Source organism: Pseudomonas sp. S36 (genome assembly GCF_016647875.1).
Lineage (GTDB): Bacteria > Pseudomonadota > Gammaproteobacteria > Pseudomonadales > Pseudomonadaceae > Aquipseudomonas > Aquipseudomonas parafulva.
Genome location: NZ_JACVVG010000066.1, coordinates 1 through 19,434, shown reverse-complemented (window position 1 = coordinate 19,434; position 19,434 = coordinate 1). Strand labels below are relative to the sequence as shown.

The 19,434-nt window shown below is 60.7% G+C and carries 17 protein-coding genes; 5 read left to right on the top strand and 12 right to left on the bottom strand.

Going from position 1 to position 19,434, the window contains the following annotated elements:
* The first annotated feature begins 380 nt into the window (after positions 1 to 380).
* Both lon and IAE36_RS22235 read left to right on the top strand, forming a co-directional pair.
* Positions 381 to 2,801: an endopeptidase La gene (gene lon, locus IAE36_RS22240; RefSeq protein WP_201214795.1), complete on the top strand. Its 2,421-nt coding sequence runs from the start codon at positions 381 to 383 to the stop codon at positions 2,799 to 2,801.
* 101 nt (positions 2,802 to 2,902) lie between these two features.
* Positions 2,903 to 3,295 (top strand): protease inhibitor I42 family protein, encoded by a 393-nt coding sequence (locus tag IAE36_RS22235; RefSeq protein ID WP_201214793.1) that lies wholly within the window; start codon positions 2,903 to 2,905, stop codon positions 3,293 to 3,295.
* A gap of 4 nt (positions 3,296 to 3,299) precedes the next feature.
* Here the strand turns inward: IAE36_RS22235 and IAE36_RS22230 are convergent, their stop codons facing one another.
* Together IAE36_RS22230 and IAE36_RS22225 are read right to left on the bottom strand one after the other, a co-directional pair.
* Complete coding sequence (locus tag IAE36_RS22230) at positions 3,300 to 4,235, bottom strand: alpha-xenorhabdolysin family binary toxin subunit B (RefSeq protein ID WP_201214792.1); 936 nt, start codon at positions 4,233 to 4,235, stop codon at positions 3,300 to 3,302.
* Position 4,236: 1 nt separating this feature from the next.
* Complete coding sequence (locus tag IAE36_RS22225; RefSeq protein ID WP_201214786.1) at positions 4,237 to 5,412, bottom strand: alpha-xenorhabdolysin family binary toxin subunit A; 1,176 nt, start codon at positions 5,410 to 5,412, stop codon at positions 4,237 to 4,239.
* Positions 5,413 to 5,639: 227 nt separating this feature from the next.
* Here IAE36_RS22225 and cmoA point away from each other — a divergent pair, with 227 nt between their 5' ends.
* Together cmoA and cmoB are read left to right on the top strand one after the other, a co-directional pair.
* Positions 5,640 to 6,383 carry a carboxy-S-adenosyl-L-methionine synthase CmoA gene (gene cmoA, locus IAE36_RS22220; protein ID WP_201214778.1) on the top strand — a complete coding sequence of 248 codons (744 nt, stop codon included), beginning with the start codon at positions 5,640 to 5,642 and terminating at the stop codon, positions 6,381 to 6,383.
* Positions 6,380 to 7,336 carry a tRNA 5-methoxyuridine(34)/uridine 5-oxyacetic acid(34) synthase CmoB gene (cmoB, locus tag IAE36_RS22215; protein WP_201214770.1) on the top strand — a complete coding sequence of 319 codons (957 nt, stop codon included), beginning with the start codon at positions 6,380 to 6,382 and terminating at the stop codon, positions 7,334 to 7,336. Before cmoA ends, cmoB begins: the two co-directional genes overlap by 4 nt.
* Positions 7,337 to 7,362: 26 nt before the next feature.
* Here cmoB and pdxJ read toward each other — a convergent pair whose 3' ends face one another.
* From pdxJ to rpoE, 10 genes are all read right to left on the bottom strand, one after another.
* On the bottom strand, positions 7,363 to 8,085 hold the full coding sequence (gene pdxJ / locus IAE36_RS22210; RefSeq protein ID WP_236407300.1) for a pyridoxine 5'-phosphate synthase: 723 nt from the start codon (positions 8,083 to 8,085) through the stop codon (positions 7,363 to 7,365).
* Between the two features lie 60 nt (positions 8,086 to 8,145).
* The gene (gene recO, locus IAE36_RS22205; protein WP_201214767.1) at positions 8,146 to 8,829 is read right to left on the bottom strand and encodes a DNA repair protein RecO; all 684 of its coding nucleotides are present in this window, start codon (positions 8,827 to 8,829) and stop codon (positions 8,146 to 8,148) included.
* Between the two features lie 75 nt (positions 8,830 to 8,904).
* Positions 8,905 to 9,807 carry a GTPase Era gene (gene era / locus IAE36_RS22200; RefSeq protein WP_028633675.1) on the bottom strand — a complete coding sequence of 301 codons (903 nt, stop codon included), beginning with the start codon at positions 9,805 to 9,807 and terminating at the stop codon, positions 8,905 to 8,907.
* Positions 9,800 to 10,489, bottom strand: a complete 690-nt coding sequence (gene rnc / locus IAE36_RS22195) for a ribonuclease III (RefSeq protein ID WP_060483080.1) — start codon at positions 10,487 to 10,489, stop codon at positions 9,800 to 9,802. The genes era and rnc overlap by 8 nt, the downstream gene beginning before the upstream one ends.
* Before the next feature lie 158 nt (positions 10,490 to 10,647).
* Positions 10,648 to 11,502 (bottom strand): signal peptidase I, encoded by an 855-nt coding sequence (gene lepB, locus IAE36_RS22190; protein WP_060483079.1) that lies wholly within the window; start codon positions 11,500 to 11,502, stop codon positions 10,648 to 10,650.
* A 5-nt stretch (positions 11,503 to 11,507) separates the two neighbouring features.
* Positions 11,508 to 13,307 (bottom strand): translation elongation factor 4, encoded by a 1,800-nt coding sequence (lepA, locus tag IAE36_RS22185; protein WP_028633678.1) that lies wholly within the window; start codon positions 13,305 to 13,307, stop codon positions 11,508 to 11,510.
* A 182-nt stretch (positions 13,308 to 13,489) separates the two neighbouring features.
* On the bottom strand, positions 13,490 to 14,872 hold the full coding sequence (locus IAE36_RS22180) for a DegQ family serine endoprotease (RefSeq protein WP_371262518.1): 1,383 nt from the start codon (positions 14,870 to 14,872) through the stop codon (positions 13,490 to 13,492).
* A 217-nt stretch (positions 14,873 to 15,089) separates the two neighbouring features.
* Positions 15,090 to 16,049, bottom strand: coding sequence for a MucB/RseB C-terminal domain-containing protein (locus tag IAE36_RS22175; RefSeq protein ID WP_201214764.1), 960 nt, complete (start codon positions 16,047 to 16,049; stop codon positions 15,090 to 15,092).
* Between the two features lie 12 nt (positions 16,050 to 16,061).
* Positions 16,062 to 16,652 carry a sigma-E factor negative regulatory protein gene (locus IAE36_RS22170; RefSeq protein ID WP_060483077.1) on the bottom strand — a complete coding sequence of 197 codons (591 nt, stop codon included), beginning with the start codon at positions 16,650 to 16,652 and terminating at the stop codon, positions 16,062 to 16,064.
* 31 nt (positions 16,653 to 16,683) lie between these two features.
* On the bottom strand, positions 16,684 to 17,265 hold the full coding sequence (gene rpoE, locus IAE36_RS22165; protein ID WP_003252049.1) for an RNA polymerase sigma factor RpoE: 582 nt from the start codon (positions 17,263 to 17,265) through the stop codon (positions 16,684 to 16,686).
* Between the two features lie 435 nt (positions 17,266 to 17,700).
* Between rpoE and nadB the strand changes: the two genes are divergently transcribed.
* Complete coding sequence (nadB, locus tag IAE36_RS22160) at positions 17,701 to 19,311, top strand: L-aspartate oxidase (protein ID WP_201214761.1); 1,611 nt, start codon at positions 17,701 to 17,703, stop codon at positions 19,309 to 19,311.
* The last annotated feature ends 123 nt before the right edge of the window (positions 19,312 to 19,434 follow it).

Sequence of the window (19,434 nt, the reverse complement as noted above, 5' to 3'; positions counted from 1 at the left end):
CAATCTGTGTTGCCTGAACTATCGCGCGCTTAGAAGCAAGAGCGGTCGAGTGCCTTCAGTTAGTACACGGATATATTTAAGGTCGCTGCTGCAATGGATCTTGATGACGGGAGCGCCCGGTTTTTGGTTTCTTTATGCTATGAATGTACGGCCCCTAATGTGTCAACCCAGTTCCCGCACAGGTGTCCACACTGTATCCGGTCCGCACAGCCAGAACAAAAAGGGAGCCGCTGCAAGGGCGGAATGCAGCAGAGCTTCAGGCTTCAGCCCCATGCAATCACACAGCCAGCCCCCGCCATCAGGCACCGATCCAGCCAGCCGCTTGAAACCCTTGGCCCCCTGCCCCATCTAAGCACCATAGTCATTCACGCAGGTGCCCCATGAGCGACCAGCAGGATCTCCCCGAACACCCCGACGACCACGCTGAAGTCGAACACACCACAGCCCAGCCTGGCACCAGCCACGCCCTGGCCCTGCCCGGCCAGCAACTGCCGGACAAGGTCTATGTGATCCCGATTCACAACCGCCCGTTCTTCCCCGCACAGGTACTGCCGGTCATCGTCAACGAAGAGCCCTGGGCCGAAACCCTGGACCTGGTGGCCAAGTCGCCTGACCACAGCCTGGCGTTGTTCTTCATGGACACCCCAGCTGAAGACCATCGCCACTTCGACACCAAGGCGCTGCCCGAGTACGGCACGCTGGTCAAGGTGCACCACGCTAGCCGCGAGAACGGCAAACTCCAGTTCGTGGCCCAGGGCCTCACCCGGGTACGCATCCGCACCTGGCTCAAGCACCATCGCCCACCTTATCTGGTGGAGGTGGAATACCCACGCCAGCCAGCCGACCCCACCGACGAGGTCAAGGCTTACGGCATGGCCCTGATCAATGCGATCAAGGAACTGCTGCCGCTCAACCCGCTTTACAGCGAGGAGCTGAAGAACTACCTCAACCGCTTCAGCCCCAACGACCCTTCGCCGCTCACCGACTTCGCCGCCGCACTCACCTCGGCCACGGGCGGCCAGCTACAGGAAGTGCTTGACTGTGTGCCCATGCTCAAGCGCATGGAGAAGGTCCTGCCCATGCTGCGCAAAGAGGTGGAAGTCGCGCGCCTGCAAAACGAGATCTCCGCCGAGGTCAACCGGCAGATCGGCGAGCACCAGCGCGAGTTCTTCCTCAAGGAACAGCTCAAGGTCATCCAGCAGGAACTGGGCCTGACCAAGGACGACCGCAGCGCCGACCTGGAGCAGTTCGAACAGCGCCTCGAAGGCAAGACGCTGCCGGCCCAGGCTCGCAAACGCATTGATGAAGAGATGGGCAAGCTGGCCATTCTGGAAACCGGTTCGCCTGAATATGCCGTCACCCGCAATTACCTGGACTGGGCCACTGCCCTGCCTTGGGGCGTGTATGGCGACGACAAGCTCGACCTCAAGCATGCCCGCAAGGTGCTCGATGCGCACCACGCCGGCCTGGGTGACATCAAAGAACGTATCCTCGAGTTCCTGGCCGTCGGTGCCTGGAAAGGCGAAATCAGCGGTTCGATCGTGCTGCTGGTGGGCCCGCCCGGGGTCGGCAAGACCAGCATCGGTAAGTCCATCGCCGAATCCCTGGGCCGGCCGTTCTATCGCTTCAGTGTCGGCGGCATGCGTGACGAAGCAGAAATCAAGGGGCACCGGCGCACCTACATTGGCGCACAGCCCGGCAAGCTGGTACAGGCGCTGAAAGACGTCGAAGTGATGAACCCGGTGATCATGCTCGACGAGATCGACAAGATGGGCCAGAGCTACCAGGGCGACCCAGCCTCGGCCCTGCTGGAAACCCTGGACCCGGAGCAGAACGTCGACTTCCTGGACCATTACCTGGACTTGCGCCTGGACCTGTCGAAGGTGTTGTTCGTGTGTACCGCCAACACCCTCGACTCTATCCCAGGGCCGCTGCTCGACCGTATGGAGGTAATCCGGCTTTCCGGCTATATCACCGAAGAAAAGCTGGCCATCGCCAAGCGTCACCTGTGGCCCAAACAGCTGCAAAAGGCCGGTGTGGCCAAGACCAGCCTGAGCATCAGCGACAGCGCGCTGCGCACGGTGATCGAAGGTTACGCACGAGAGGCCGGCGTGCGGCAGCTCGAAAAACAGCTGGGCAAGCTGGTACGCAAGGCCGTGGTCAAGCTGCTGGAAGACCCCACCGCCAAGCTCAAGATTGGCCCCAAGGACCTGGAAGCTGCGCTGGGCATGCCCGTATTCCGCAGCGAGCAGGTTCTGGCAGGCAAAGGCGTGATCACCGGCCTTGCCTGGACCAGCATGGGTGGCGCCACCCTGCCGATCGAGGCGACACGCATCCACACCCTCAGCCGTGGGTTCAAGCTCACCGGCAAGCTGGGCGACGTCATGAAGGAGTCTGCCGAAATCGCCTACAGCTATGTCAGTTCCAACCTCAAGCAGTTTGGCGGTGACGCGGGCTTTTTCAACGAGGCATTCATCCACCTGCACGTGCCCGAAGGTGCAACGCCGAAGGATGGGCCGAGCGCTGGCATCACCATGGCCAGTGCCCTGCTGTCACTGGCCCGGGACCAGGCGCCGAAGAAGGGGGTTGCCATGACGGGCGAGCTGACCCTGACCGGCCAGGTACTGCCCATTGGTGGCGTGCGGGAAAAAGTGATTGCGGCACGCCGGCAGAAAATTTACGAATTGATCCTGCCTGAGCCCAACCGTGGAGACTTCGAAGAGCTACCGGACTACCTGCGTGAAGGGCTGACAGTGCATTTTGCCAAGCGCTTTGCCGACGTGGCCAAGATACTGTTCTGACATTTGTAAAGGGCTGCTCGTGCAGCCCTTTTACCCATTCGACCGCTCAGTGGATGCAACAATCGGTTATTCTCAGACCGTCGCCAGCCTCTGGAGCCGCTATGTCCAGCTATCGCCTGCTTGCCCCTGTGGGGCTATTGCTTTTGTCTGCCTGCGCGCAGCACCCTCCCCAGCCCATCGAGCTTGATGCCGAGAGCGAATGCCCCGTGTACCTGAAGGTGGGCCAAGCCCTGAGCCTGTCCCTGCCCAGCAACCCGTCTACCGGCTACCGATGGCAGGTGGAGTCAGTTGCCCAACCGGCGCTCGAAAGCCTGGGCCCGGAGGTGTACAGCGCCCCACACGAAGAAGACGTGGTGGGCAGCGCCGGCCTTTCGACCTGGCGCTTCCAGGCCAGCACCCCGGGCAAAGCCGTTTTACGGCTGGTGTATCAACGGCCTTGGGAAAAACAGGTGCCCCCCGTACAAACTTTCGACTGCAAGGTCGTGGTGCGCTGAGCGTTCAACTGCGGTCATAGGCCTGCTGTACTGCTTTGAGGTAATCGCAAAGGTCGTGGAGCGCCTGCGTTGCAGCCTCCAACGCCATGCCCGCAGTGAGTTTTTCGGCCTGTGCCTGCCAGTGCTCTTCAACCTTGCGCAGTTCATCCAGCCACGCCTGCTTCAAGGCGTCAAGGCCAGAAAGCTCGGTGACGGCTTGCAGTTCGGTCTTGGCGTCCTGCAATGCACGTTGCACCAACTGCAGGTCGTTTGAAGCTTCGTCGATCTTCACCTGCAAGCGTGCATGGGCGTTGCTCAGGTCGTTGAAGGTTCTGCCACCTTCCAACACATCAGCATACTTGGCCAGCTTGGCCGTTACCGACTTGAGCAACCCGGCATCGACCTTCGGGTCCTTGATCAGCCCCATCAGTTGGTCGATTTCCTCATCGCTGGGAATCAGGCCTTTGAAGGCGCTGGCGACCGAAGGCCGTTCGAAAACCTGGATAGCCTGCACCACGGCGGCGCGCTGCTCTCGCAGCGTCACCAGCCTCAGGTCAAACCCGGCCGCTTGCTCCTCCAGGCGCGTGGCGCGTGATTGCAGGTGTGCCAGCGATTCAGGCAGGGCCGACAGCGAGTAAAGCTCCAGCCGCAGGTTGAAGCGAGCCAAGGTCGCATGGTGCTGGTTGAGCCGGGTCAGCACGCTCCCCAGCCTGGAGGGCGCATCCCCGGTGCGCGTGGAGGGGGCAAAATGCCGGTCCTCCAGCAGGACGATACCGCCGATCAGGCATTCCTTGAACGAGCGCTCCACCAGCAACAGCAAGTTTCGCAATTCATCAAGTTGTTCCCGCACCCGCGTAAGTACATGGCCGTCCCACGTATTGATCAGCTCGAACATCTGATCCTGCACCTGTTGCATCTTCAGGAAATCAGGCAAGGCGGTTTTCAGGTTGATAACATCCATGTTAGGCATCCTCATATTCGTCGATCAGTTCATTGAACACTTCCGACAGGGTATGGCAAATGTTGCCGATCTTGGTCCAGGGCTTGATGACTTCTGAAAAATCGTGAACAAACGACTCGAGCTGCGTAATGTTATCCAACGCCTTGGCTTCTTCTACGGAGTTCTTGGCGTAGGAAGCCAGGTATAACCACACATCAGCCAGGCGCTTGGTGGCGGCGGAAAGGTCCTTGCAGCGGAACTGCAAGTCCCTGACCAGCGTCGAGACCCGCTCGAAATCTTCCATCGCTGGTACCATTTTCCCAAGCCGGCCAGCCAGTTCGTCACGCTCCTCGATCAAGGCATTCTTGCGCTTGCGAATTTTTTCGGCCCTGTCGCCAAACACACCACCGGTGATAATCAAGCCGATGGGGCCCAGTGCAATACCGGTGAAGGCGTACCCGACATTGGCATCGTATTCCGACTTCAACTGCTCGATCTGCTCATCCCATTGATCGAGCTGCTTGCGGCGCTCGATGACGTCGGCGAGAGAGACATTGTCGTCGAAGTGCCTCAACAGCCTTACCATACGGGGCTTCAGCTCGCGCTTGATCTCGTTGTTGAACCAGTTGGCCCGCTTGTCGACGTCATCAATGCGCCGACGGGTGTCCTCGATCTCCCGAACGATTTCATTGATACCGACTGCCAGGATAGCGGCGACCTGAGCCCGCTCGTCCTCGCTCAATGAGTGGGTGTAGACATCCTCACCCTGCTCGGCCTTACGCTGTTTGAGTGCGTGGAACACATCACTGTTTTCCAGGTTGTTCAGCAGGGTGCCACCGCGGTTAACCAGGCTGTCGGCGAATGACTCGATCTCGGGGCCAAGCTGTTTGATGGTTCGCTCCAGGATGTCCCACTCATAGACATGCCGGTGTAACGCCACATAGAGGTCGTAGACCTTGGTGGCATCAAGCCCCAGGCTTGCATAGTCAAAATCACTTTCGATCTCTGCCTGCGTTCGGGGTAACTGATGCACTTGATTGGCATACTGCTTGATGGCCTTGAGGTTCTCAGCGGTCAGCAATGTGCCCACCTGCTGACCACCCTCCAGCCGGTTTTCTATAAAAGCGAAATACTGTGCGGGCAATGTTTTGACGATGGAAATATTATCCATCTGCTCTATGGGTAATTCTTCCTGCATGGCAATACCACCTATCACTCGATGAGGTCCGTGATTAATCATTCATCAGGACATTGAGCGCGGAGTATCAAACTTTCGTGCACGCGCCACATTCATCTGGCTAACTTAGCGGTGTGTGAAACTTCACTGCAGCGGGTATGAACAGCGATCCCCAGAAAGGTTGCCATGGCAAGAAACCTGCCCATTCGATAAAATACGCCCCCGTTTTACCGCGCATCGAGCCCGCCGTGAGCCAACAACCCGACCGCCTCTTCGCCCAGCCCCTGGAGCAGGTGCCCGACTTCGTCTTCAACGAAGACGTGGTGCAGGTGTTCCCGGACATGATCAAGCGCTCGGTCCCCGGCTACCCGACCATCGTCGAGAACCTGGGCGTGCTGGCCGCACGCTTCGCCCAGCCCGGCACTGCCCTGTATGACCTTGGCGCCTCGCTGGGGGCAGTCACCCAGGCGCTGCGCCGTCATGTGCGCAGCGACGGCTGCCGGGTGATCGCGGTGGACAATTCTGCCGCCATGGTCGAACGCTGCCGCCAGTACCTCACGGCCCAGGACTCGATGTTCCAGGAACTGTTGCCCGTGCAGGTACTGGAAGCCGACATCCTCACACTGCCGTTCGAGCCTGCATCGGTGGTGGCGCTGAACTTCACGCTGCAGTTCATCGCCCCGGACCAACGTCTGGAGCTGCTAGCGCGTATCCGCCAGTCGCTGCTGCCCGGGGGCGCCCTGATCCTGTCCGAAAAGCTCTGTTTCGCCGATGCCGAGCAACAGCGCCTACTTAACGACCTGCACCTGGACTTCAAACGTGCCAACGGCTACAGCGAACTGGAAATCGCCCAGAAGCGCAGTGCCATTGAAAACGTGATGCGCCCGGACACGCTGGACACCCACCGCAAGCGCCTGCTGGCGGCCGGTTTTTCCAAGGTGGTGCCCTGGTTCCAATGCCTTAATTTTGCCTCGTTGATAGCCCTGCCATGATTGATCTTTCCCCCCTTGTCCGCCGCCTGGCGAGCACGCCCCTGGCTAGCTGGTCGCAAGGCCTGCAAGCGCAATTGGATGCAAAACTGGAAAAAGGCCACGGTGACCTGGACCGCTGGCGGGGCGCACTCGACGCCCTGCCTGCCCTGCAGGCCAGCGAGGTCGACCTGGTCAATGGCCTGCGCCTGGATTGCGCCTGCGATGACGCCAGCCGCGTGCAGATGCGCCAGGCACTGATGGGGCTTTCACCCTGGCGCAAGGGGCCCTTCGACCTGTTCGGCGTGCATGTGGACACTGAATGGCGCTCGGATTGGAAGTGGTCGCGGGTGGGCCCGCACCTGAACCTGAAGGGCAAGCGCGTGCTCGATGTGGGCTGCGGTAATGGTTATTACCAATGGCGTATGCTGGGCGCGGGGGCCGAACTGGTGGTGGGTGTCGACCCCAACTGGCTGTTCTTCTGCCAGTTCCAGGCCGTGCAGCGCTACCTGCCAGAGCTGCCCGCCTGGCACCTGCCGTTCGCACTGGAAGACCTTCCGGCCAACCTGGAGGGGTTCGATACGGTCTTCTCCATGGGTGTGTTCTACCACCGCCGCTCGCCCATCGAGCACCTGCTGGCACTCAAGGATTGCCTGGTCAAAGGGGGCGAACTGGTGCTGGAAACCTTGGTGATCGAGGGTGACGAACAGCAGGTGCTGGTGCCAGAAGACCGCTACGCACAGATGCGCAACGTGTGGTACCTGCCGTCGGTACCGGCGTTGGCGCGCTGGTTGCGGCGCGCCGGTTTCAGCGATGTGCGCTGCGTCGATGTCAGCGTCACGAGTGTGGAGGAACAGCGCAGCACCGAGTGGATGCGCTACCAGTCGCTCAGCGACTTCCTCGACCCTGACGACCATGGCAAGACCGTGGAAGGGCTGCCAGCGCCACGCCGGGCAACCCTGCTGGCGCGCAAGTGAATTGCCCGGCAGGCCGCAACTGATGGTTAGCGCGATGCAGCAAGAATCAGCGCTTTCATTTCCGCAACCGCAGCCTTGAAACCAACGAACAGGGCATGAGCCACCAAGGCATGGCCAATGTTCAGTTCGTTGATTCCCTTGATCGCAGCGATGGCTTCGACATTGTGGTAATGCAACCCGTGGCCGGCATTTACGATCAGGCCCTGGTCAATACCGAATGCGGCCCCCTGCACAATACGCTCAAGCTCCTGAGCCACCTCGGTGGGCGTGTGGGCATCGGCATAACGACCGGTGTGCAACTCGATGGCAGGGGCGCCGACCCGGCGTGAAGCTTCAATCTGCCGCTCGTCAGCATCGATGAACAACGACACTTCTGCCCCTGTGCGGGCCAGGCGCTCGACCGCGGCCTTGATACGCGCTTCCTGCCCGGCCACGTCCAGGCCACCCTCGGTGGTGAGTTCCTGACGCGTCTCGGGCACCAGGCAGATGTGGGCGGGGCGGAGTTTTTCGGCGAACGCCATCATCTCTTCGGTAACGCCCATCTCGAAGTTCATGCGCGTCTGCAGCACGTCCTTGAGCAGCAGCACATCGCGCTCCTGAATGTGGCGGCGGTCTTCTCGCAGGTGCACGGTGATGCCATCGGCGCCTGCTTCCTCGGCGTCCAGGGCTGCCTTGACCGGGTCAGGGTAGCGCGTGCCTCGGGCCTGACGCAGGGTTGCCACGTGGTCGATATTGACGCCGAGAAGCATGCGGTTGCTGTGAGTCACGAAACGCTCTCCTAAGTTTGAGCGCTACAGCATACGTCGTGATCAGCGCTTGCGAAACAGTTCACGGCTAACCAGCGGCCTTGCCCCCAGGTGAACCGCCAGCGCCTGACGCATCAGGCGCTTGGCAGCCAGCAGTGCACCGGGTACATCCCAGTCAGCCTCGGCCAACGCCAGTAATTCGGCGCCGCCAAACAGGCCAGGTTGTACCAGCTCCACCCGCTCCAGGCCCGCATCCACCTGCAGGCGGTAACGGCCCTCGGCAGCAATAGGCTGGTCATTGACGTCGTTTTGCAGCGAGAAGGCATAGCCCAGCTCATCCAACAGCCGCCACTCAAATGCCCGTAGCAGCGGTTCCAGCGCGCGCCCGGCCATCAACGCCTGCAGGGTCTGGGCATAGTGGTCGAACAGTTCGGGGGACGGCGCCTCGGCCGGTAGCAGGCGCATGAGCAGCTCGTTGAGGTACAAACCGCTGAATACCGCATCACCATGCAGCCAGAGCGCAGTGCCGGCCCCTTCCAGCCGGCCGACGGTCTTTAGTTCACCCCGCCCGCGCAACTCGACTTCCAGGGGGACGAAGGGGCGCACCAGGCTGCCACCCCTACCCCGCGCACGGCGCAGAACCGCACGTACGCGCCCTTGCGGGGTATAGAAGTCCACCAGCGCACTGGTTTCCTTGTAGGCCCGGCTGTGCAGCACGTAGGCAGGCTGCCCGACTGGTTGTTCCATGGAGGGTCACTTGCTCGAGGTTTCGAGCCCTAGGGAAGCGGCTAGGCCGTGGGGCAAGCCGCTATTGCAACAGCGTCAGAGGTCGCCGTAACCCAGCGAGCGCAAGGCACGTTCATCGTCAGACCAGCCGCCCTTCACCTTGACCCACAGGTTGAGCATGACCTTGGCGTCGAACAGCACTTCCATGTCCTTGCGTGCGTCGGAGCCGATGCGTTTGATACGCTCGCCTTTGTCGCCAATGATGATCTTCTTCTGGCCATCCCGCTCGACCAGGATCAGCGCATGGATGTGCAGCACGTGGCCCTGCTGCTTGAATTCCTCGATCTCGACCGTGATCTGGTAGGGCAGTTCTGCACCCAGCTGGCGCATGATTTTCTCACGCACCAGTTCGGCGGCCAGGAACCGGCTGCTGCGGTCAGTGATCTGGTCTTCCGGGAAGAAATGTTCGTTTTCCGGCAGGTGCTTGGCGATCAGCGCCTCCAGCGACTCGAGGTTATGCCCCTGCTGCGCAGAAATAGGCACGATCTCGGCATTCGGCAATTGCGTCTGCAGCCATTGCAGGTGCGGGATCAGCTCGGCCTTCTCGTCCATGCGGTCGGTCTTGTTGACCGCCAGGATGACCGGCCCGGTCACGTACTGCACGCGCTCGAGCACCAATTGGTCTTCGTCTGTCCAACGGGTACGGTCCACCACGAAGATCACCACATCGACATCCTTCAGGGCGGCCGAGGCGTTGCGGTTCATGTAGCGGTTCAAGGCTTTATCATTGGCCTTGTGCATGCCGGGGGTATCGACGTAGATGGCCTGCACGTCACCCTCGGTTTTGATGCCGAGCATGTTGTGGCGTGTGGTCTGCGGCTTGCGCGAGGTAATGGCCAGCTTCTGACCCAGGATGTGGTTGAGCAGCGTCGACTTGCCGACGTTCGGCCGGCCAACGATGGCGACGTAGCCGCAACGGGTCGGGGTGTTCTCAGTCATTGCCATTCTCCACGCCCAGGGCGATCAATGCGGACGCGGCAGCGACTTGCTCGGCGATACGCCGGCTGACGCCCTGACCACGGCTCTTGTTGTTCAGCAGCACCACTTCGCATTCGACGAAGAAGGTACGGCAATGGGGTTCGCCCTGGATATCCACCACTTCATAACGCGGCAGCTCACAGCTGCGCGACTGCAGGAACTCTTGCAGGCGGGTTTTCGGGTCTTTGTTGGTATCGACCAGCGTCAGGCCTTCGAATTCGTTGGCCAGCCACGCCAGCACACGCTCGCGGGCGGTTGCCATGTCGGCATCCAGGTAGATGGCGCCAATCAGGGCTTCCAGGGCATCGGCCAGGATCGATTCCCGGCGAAAGCCGCCGCTCTTGAGCTCACCGGAGCCCAGGCGCAGGTATTCGCCCAAGTCAAAACCACGGGCCAGGCGGGCCAGGGTTTCACCCTTGACCAACCGTGCCCGCAGGCGCGACAGCTGGCCCTCGCGGGCCTGCGGGAAGCGCTCGTACAGTGCCTCGCCCGCAACGAAATTAAGAATGGCGTCGCCTAGAAACTCCAGTCGCTCATTGTTGCGCCCGGCGTAGCTGCGGTGGGTCAAGGCCAGGAGCATCTGGTCCTGGTCCTTGAAGGTGTAACCGAGCTTTCGCTCCAGATGGGCAAGGGAAGCACTCATGCGACCACCCGATCGTTGTTAAACGCGTTGTTCAAATCAACATCCTGAAAGACTGTTTGGCTGTGGCGGCCGCGACGTGCGGCGAATCTCCCATCCCTGAGACACAGCCTATGTCAGAAATGCATTCGGCGCTGTCTGCTGGACAGCGCCGAAGGGTATCAATGGATCAGGCCGACCCGCGAAAGGTTGGGCAGGTGGCTGAGTTTCGGCTCTGGCCAGCTCATCCAGACGGCAAAGGCCTTGCCGACAATGTTGCGGTCCGGAACCATGCCGTGCAGCTCTTTGGGAATATTCGGGTCATCCCAGTAGCGGCTGTCGTTGGAGTTGTCGCGGTTGTCGCCCATCATGAAGTAATGGCCTGCCGGCACGGTCCATTGCTGGTCCGGTGGCATGCGATAACGGCTCATCTCCTTGCGGATCAGGTGCTCGGCAGCACCGAGTTTTTCCTTGTACAGCTCTGCGCTACCCAAGGTGCCCGGCTCGGTGCCCACCAGTTGCTCGGCAATGGGCTGGCCATTGACGAACAGACGCTTGTCATTGGTGTAACGGATCTGGTCACCTGGCAGGCCAACCACACGCTTGATGTAGTTGACATTCGGATCGCTCGGGTAGCGGAACACCATCACATCGCCCCGCTGAGGGTCACCGATTTCGATCACCTTCTTGTCAATCACCGGCAGGCGAATGCCGTAGGAGAACTTGTTCACCAGGATGAAGTCGCCCACTTCCAAGGTCGGCTTCATCGACCCCGAAGGGATCTGGAACGGCTCAACCAGAAACGAGCGCAGCACCAGCACGATGAACAACACCGGGAAGAACGACTTGCCGTACTCGACCAGCAACGGCTCCTTGTTCAGGCGCTCTACCACCGCTACTTCCGGCTGGCTTACGCTGCCCTGATAGTTGGCGATGGCTGCACGACGCCGCGGCGCCAGGAACAGCAGGTCGATCAAGCCAAGCAGACCGCATACGAAAACGGCGATGACGAGCAACAGCGGGAAATTTAGCGACATAGGACCTAGCTATCCAACCTGAGCACGGCGAGGAAGGCTTCTTGTGGAATCTCCACGTTGCCCACCTGTTTCATGCGTTTCTTACCGGCCTTCTGCTTCTCCAGCAGCTTTTTCTTACGGCTAACGTCGCCACCGTAACATTTGGCCAGTACGTTCTTTCTGAGTGCCTTGACAGTGGTCCGGGCAATGATCTGGCCGCCAATGGCTGCCTGGATCGCCACATCGAACATCTGCCGAGGAATCAGCTCCTTCATCTTCTCGGTCAGCGCACGGCCTTTGTAGGCTGCGTTGTCGCGGTGCACGATCAATGCCAGGGCGTCGACCTTGTCACCGTTGATCAACACATCCAGCTTGACCAGGTTGGCCGACTGATAGCGATCAAAATGATAATCCAGCGAAGCATAGCCGCGGCTGGTGGATTTGAGGCGGTCGAAGAAGTCCAGCACCACCTCGTTCATCGGCATATCGTAGCGCACCTGCACCTGGCTACCGAGGAATTGCATGTCACGCTGCACGCCGCGCTTTTCGATGCACAGCGTGATCACGTTACCCAGGTGTTCCTGAGGCACCAGAATAGTCGCGGTGACGATCGGCTCACGGAAGTCCGTGACGGCGGAGACGTCCGGAAGCTTCGACGGGTTGTCGACCACGATGGTTTCACCGGTTTTCAGTTCCAGCTCGTAAATTACGCTGGGCGCCGTGGTGATTAGGTCCAGGTCGTACTCACGCTCCAGGCGCTCCTGAATGATCTCCATGTGCAGCATGCCCAGGAAGCCACAGCGGAAACCGAAGCCCAGTGCATCGGAGCTTTCCGGCATGTACTGCAGCGACGAGTCGTTCAGCGTGAGTTTCTGCAACGCGTCGCGGAAATCTTCGAAGTCATCGGAGCTGACCGGGAACAGGCCGGCGTAGACCTGCGGTTGAATTTTCTTGAAGCCTGGCAGCACCTGCACTTCAGGCGTGGAGGACAGCGTCAGGGTGTCGCCCACTGGCGCTCCATGAATGTCCTTGATGCTGGCGATGATGAAACCTACCTCGCCTGCCTTCAGGTCGGCGGTCTGGGTGTGTTTCGGGGTGAACACACCGACGCTGTCGACCAGGTGCAGCTTGCCGGTGGACTTGACCAGGATCTTGTCACCTTTCTTGACGCGGCCATGGCGCACACGCACCAGCGAAACCACGCCCAGGTAGTTGTCGAACCAGGAATCGATGATCAGCGCCTGCAACGGCGCGTCGATGTCGCCCTCGGGTGCCGGGATGGTATGCACCAGGCGCTCGAGCACTTCGTCCACGCCCATGCCGCTCTTGGCACTGCAGGCCACGGCGTCGGTAGCATCGATGCCGATGATCTTCTCGATCTCGTCCTTCACCCGGTCCGGGTCGGCCTGGGGCAGGTCCATCTTGTTCAGCACCGGCATGACCTCAAGGCCTTGCTCGATGGCGGTGTAGCAGTTGGCAACGGACTGGGCCTCGACACCCTGGCCCGCGTCGACCACCAGCAAGGCACCTTCACAGGCTGCCAGCGAACGCGACACCTCGTAGGTGAAGTCGACGTGGCCGGGGGTGTCGATGAAATTGAGCTGGTAGACCTTACCGTCCTGGGCCTTGTAGTTGAGCGTAACGCTGTGGGCCTTGATGGTGATGCCGCGCTCGCGCTCCAAGTCCATGGAATCGAGGACCTGGGCTTCCATTTCGCGCGCGGTAAGGCCACCGCACATCTGAATGAAACGGTCGGCCAGCGTCGACTTGCCATGGTCGATGTGGGCGATGATGGAGAAATTGCGGATATGACTCAAATCACTCACAGGTCAACACTCGAAAAGGCTGCGAGCCGGACGCCCGCCGAAAAATAGCCGGCAATTGTACCTTAAGCAGCTGGCAGATGGGAGATTCCTCTGCCCAACCGTCGGCGGCATCCGTCAGCCCAATTGTGAACATTCATGAAAAAGGGCAGCCATCGCTGCCCTTCTTCGCCTGTGAAAACGCTTTATTCAGCGAGCTTGAAGGTGATGAAGCTGGCGCGCCCCTGACGCAGCACCCGCATCGACACCGAACGGTTTTTCGGCAGTTCCTTGGCGATCTGCGTGAACTCCTTGGCCGAACCGATGGCCTGGTTGTTCAGGTGGCTGATGACATCACCTGGACGCAGGCCAATCATGGCTGCCGGGCCATCCTGCACTTCCTTGATAACCACGCCGCCCTTGAGCTCCAGGGACTTCTTCTGCTCGGCGGTCAAGTCCGCCACGGCAACACCCAGGCGGTTGCTGCTGCGTTCCACGCTGGTGTCGCTGCCAGGGGCGATATCGGCATCGTCATCCGGCAGTGCACCCACGCTGATATCCAGGGTCTGGCGCTTGCCATTGCGGATGATGTCCAGTTTTGCCTTTTCGCCGTCTTTCAGGCCACCGACCAAATGCGGCAGGTCGGCAGACATGACAATCGGCTGACCATTCATGCTGAGGATCACATCACCTACCTGCAGGCCACCCTTGGCTGCCGGGCCGTTTTCGAGAACCTGGGCCACCAGGGCACCGGCGGGTTTTTCCAGGCCGAACGACTCGGCCAAGTCCTTATTGACCTCCTGGATAACCACACCCAGCCAGCCACGGCTGACCTTGCCGTCTTTTTTCAGCTGGTTGGACACGTCGATGGCCACGTCGATCGGGATGGCGAACGACAGGCCCATGAAACCACCGGAACGGGTGAAGATCTGCGAGTTGATGCCCACTACCTCACCTTTCATGTTGAACAGCGGGCCACCCGAGTTACCCGGGTTGATGGCCACGTCGGTCTGAATGAACGGCACGTAGGTATCGTTGGGCAAGGTCCGGCCTTTGGCGCTGACGATGCCTTTGGTGACCGAGTGATCGAAGCCGAACGGCGAACCGATGGCCAGCACCCACTCACCGACCTTCAGCTTTTCGGAATCCCCCAGCTTGACGGTCGGCAGGTTCTTGCCCTCGACCTTGAGCAGGGCTACGTCGGTGCGCGGGTCGGTACCTACCAGCTTGGCCTGCAGTTCACTGCGGTCAGACAGGCGCACGATGATTTCGTCGGCATCGGCCACCACGTGGTTGTTGGTCAGCACATAGCCGTCGCTGGAAATGATGAAGCCCGAACCGAGCGACTGCGCCTCGCGCTGGCGATCGCCACGCGGGGAGCGCGGCTGCTGGGGCATGTTGCGCTCGAAGAACTCGCGGAACATCGGCGGCAGGCCTTCGAGGTCAGGCATCTGCCCAGCGGCAATGCGGCGGTCCGGAAGCTTCTGCTTGGTACTGATGTTGACCACAGCCGGCGAAGCCTGCTCGACCAGCGTGGTGAAGTCCGGCAGGGCTTCCTCGGCCTGGGCGGTCAGCACCTGGCCGAGCATCAGCACAGCAGCGAACAGCGATAGATAGGATTTCAAGCGTGGTATTGACATACGGCTCCCGTCACAACGAGCGGTAGTTTAGAAAGGCCCCTGCACGACGCAGCAAAAGGTCAGGCTCCCAGAAGCCTGACCTATAGAAAATTTGCCGACGGATTGCAAATGACAATGCGTTAATTTCGTTTCAAAAGCCTGCACAGCGTGCGTGCAGCGCCCGCCGTCATTGACTGGCCTGGGCATCCTGCGGCCGCATCGACAATGCCACGCGCTCTGCTGTGCCCAGGGGTATTTCCCCTACCACGGTTACCATCACCTTGCCCTTCGGCGTATTCAGGCGACGCGACACCGCTGAGGTCGGGCCCAACTGGGTACGAACATCGGCACCGCCTTCGTCCTTCACAGGCTCAAGGAACACCGAGAACCTGACCAGGCCGTCGTCATACATCAGGGTACTCACCGTGCTGCCCTTCCCTGGCTCGCGACGAACGGCGCTGTTGATCAGCTCGAAGCCAGGCGGCAGCCAGTCCGAGCGCCAGCCAGACACAGGGCTGCGCGCTGGCGCGGCGGCCGCAACCGGCTTGCACGAAGCGCTGGGGTGCAGATCGTTATCAGAAGGCACCTTGGCCTCAAGGCGGGTCATCTGGAAGCGCTCCAGCAGTTGGCCTTTCTCGTTGAGCATCAGCGAGCGAAGCGGCAAGCCGGTCTGGCGATCCAGATTCAGTTCAAAACCGTAGCGGTGCTGGTCGCGTGGCGTGAGGGTGACAACCACGGCATCACGCCCAGCAACCCGAGACTTGCCCGACATGGCCAAGTCGTACCAGCCCATCAGTTTCAGAGGGTCCAGCACACGCGGAGCAGTGTCGGGCGGCGCCGTCACATCACTGGCAAGGCCGCCACCTACACACTGGACCTTGCCATCGACGCGCACGATTTCCTGGGCGGTGCCGTCGAGCTGCAGCAGCCGCTCGCTGACGTTGCCGCCTTGGACCTTGTGCCAGATACCGTGGGAAGAGAAGCTACCGTTGCGTTCGTAGACGAATGAGCCCTGATAGCTCTGGGTTTGCTTGGCTTGTGCCAGCTTGTTCAGCCACTCGTTCGCCTCAGGCGACGAGTTGGCTGCCAACGCTGGCACCGCCATGCAGCTGCCGACCAGCAGCGACAGAAGGGGTAGCGCGCGCATGGTCCTCCCTACTTAACGGTTTTCCAGGCTGGCTGCGCGAGCGTAAGGCAAAGCGGTTTCAGTCCCTTTCAGCGCGGACTCCTGGGCGTGCTGGCGCAGGTAACCCGGCAGGCGCTGGTCCCAGCCAGCCTGGTTCTGCAACACACCGTTGGCCATCGGGCCGGTAGCCTGCTCGCTGCTTTCGCTATAGCCAGCCAGCACTGCCGGGCCCTGAGCCTGCGGAACAGTTACACCCTGCTGGACAGGTTGCTGGGCAGCCAGTTCGGCACCAGTGATGTCGTCCTGGTTGTACATGCGCACACCTGCCAGTACCGCAAGGGTGACGGAGGCTGCAACAGCCAGACGGCCGACAGTACGCCATGGGCCTTGCTTGACCTTGACCGGCACGGCCTCATCAGCCAGTGCTGCGGACACGGCCGAGGCGATGTCCAGATTAGGCAGCAACAATTCCTTGTGCATGGCTGCGCGGGCAACCTGGTAGCGCGACCAGGTGGCACGGGTTTCGGCTTCGTCGACGGCGTTCAACACCCGACGCAGTTCCAGTTCATCCGCTTCGTTATCCATCACCGCGGACAGCGATTCCTGCAAAGCTTCACGACTCATGGCGGTTCCTCTCTTGGCTGTAGCCGCTGTCTCAGGTTTCCTGCAACAAAGGCTGCAGGGCTTTATCTATGGCCTCCCGAGCGCGGAAAATCCGAGAGCGCACGGTACCCACCGGACATTGCATGACACTGGCAATGTCTTCGTAACTCAAGCCGTCGAACTCACGCAGGGTCAATGCCGTACGCAGGTCCTCCGGGAGCTGCTGGATGGTCCGATGGACGGTGCCTTCGATTTCATCCCGCAACAACGAGCGCTCTGGAGACTCAAGATCCTTGAGGCCATGATCGCCATCGTAAAACTCCGCATCCTCGGAGCTCACATCACTGTCTGGTGGCCGCCTACCGCGTGACACCAGGTAATTTTTCGCCGTGTTGATGGCGATACGGTACAGCCACGTATAGAACGCACTGTCACCGCGAAAGTTGCCAAGCGCACGGTACGCCTTGATAAACGCTTCCTGTGCAACATCCTGGGCTTCGTGGGTGTCGTGGACAAACCGCACGATCAACCCGAGAATCTTGTGCTGATACTTCAGCACCAACAGATCGAAAGCTCGCCTGTCACCACGCTGCACACGCTCGACAAGCTGCTGATCCTCTTCCTGGGTTAGCATGAACACTCCTCGGTAAACTCGAAGGAGCGCTGCAATGGCCATCGCTCAGGCTTGCAACCATAGACTCGGGCTTTGCGCAAAAGTTCTCCCCTCCAAGCAAGTTTCCTGCAGCCCTTGATCGGCGTGCACGGAAGACGTAGCACGGAACTGACCGGCAACGTCGATAATCAGGTTACGAATACGCAGGTGTGAGCCCGTTGGGAGCTACCGCCCTGCGTCGCCGCGGCAAATTGTTGGCGTGCAGGCAGCCTTCATAGGATTTCCGGCGACGCCGGAAAGTTCCCACAAAGGTTGCCGCTACCTGGCAAGTGGCATGGAAATTGGCTACCTGAGGCTGCTATAAAGGCAACCCGGCCAGGTTCACGATAGTTTCACAATGCCATCGGCGCGTGACTATTGTGCCGCGCCCTTCCAGAAGATTACTAGTGTCCCGACATGAGCCAACAATTCCAACATGATGTCCTGGTGATCGGCAGCGGCGCTGCGGGTCTCAGCCTGGCACTGAACCTGCCCGGCAACCTGCGCGTTGCCGTGCTCAGCAAGGGCGACCTGGCCAATGGCTCGACCTTCTGGGCCCAGGGTGGTGTAGCAGCGGTACTGGACGACACCGACACCGTACAGTCCCACGTCGAAGACACGCTCAATGCCGGCGGCGGCCTGTGCAATGAAGCGGCCGTGCGTTTTACCGTCGAGCACAGCCGCGAAGCCATCGAATGGCTGATCGAACAGGGCGTGCCGTTCACCCGGGACGACCACCACGGCGTCGACGACGGTGGCTTCGAGTTCCACCTTACCCGCGAGGGCGGTCACAGCCACCGGCGTATCATCCACGCCGCAGACGCCACGGGTGCCGCCATCTTCACCACCCTGCTCGCGCAAGCCAGGCAGCGCCCCAACATCGAGCTGCTGGAGCAGCGCGTAGCGGTAGACCTGATCACAGAGCGGCGCCTGGGCCTTGCCGGCGAGCGTTGCCTGGGGGCCTATGTACTGGATCGCAACACGGGCCAGGTCGACACCTACGGCGCCCGGTTCACGGTGCTTGCGACAGGCGGTGCAGCCAAGGTTTACCTCTACACCAGCAACCCGGACGGTGCCTGCGGCGACGGCATCGCCATGGCCTGGCGTGCAGGCTGCCGGGTGGCGAACCTGGAGTTCAACCAGTTCCACCCGACCTGCCTCTATCACCCGCAAGCCAAGAGTTTTCTGATAACCGAGGCACTGCGCGGAGAAGGCGCCCTGCTGCGCCTGCCCAACGGGGAGCGCTTCATGCCGCGTTTCGACCCGCGTGAGGAACTGGCGCCGCGGGACATCGTGGCCAGGGCCATCGACCACGAGATGAAGCGCCTTGGGGTGGACTGCGTGTACCTGGACATCACGCACAAGCCTGCGGAGTTCATCAAGAGCCATTTCCCGACGGTATACGAGCGCTGCCTGGGCTTTGGTATCGACATCACGCGTCAACCCATCCCGGTGGTGCCGGCGGCACATTACACCTGTGGCGGGGTGATGGTGGATGAGCGTGGCCATACGGATGTGCCGGGGCTTTATGCCATTGGCGAAACGAGCTTTACCGGGCTGCACGGCGCCAACCGCATGGCCAGCAATTCGCTGCTGGAATGCTTCGTCTACGGCCGCGCGGCGGCAGCGGACATTCAGGCGCACCTGGAAGCGGTGCCCATGCCGGTGGCATTACCGGGGTGGGACGCGAGCCAGGTGACGGATTCGGACGAGGACGTGATCATTGCGCATAACTGGGACGAGTTACGGCGGTTCATGTGGGACTACGTGGGGATCGTACGGACCAGCAAACGGTTGCAGCGGGCCCAGCATCGGGTACGGCTGCTACTGGATGAGATTGACGAGTTCTACAGTAATTACCGGGTGAGCAGGGATTTGATAGAACTGCGGAATTTGGCGCAGGTGGCGGAGTTGATGATTTTATCGGCGATGCGGCGGAAGGAGAGTCGGGGGTTGCATTATACGTTGGATTATCCTGGGGTGTTGGGGGAGGCCAAGGATACTGTGCTGAGTCCCGGGAAGGTTTGATTGGGCGTATTGCGCTTCAGGCGGGTTGATATTCATTAGCGGGGGTGGCGCTTAGTCACCTTTCCGCCCTTACGGCGGGTTACTTTGGTCTTGGCCAAAGTAACCAAAGCCGCCCGCTCCCGT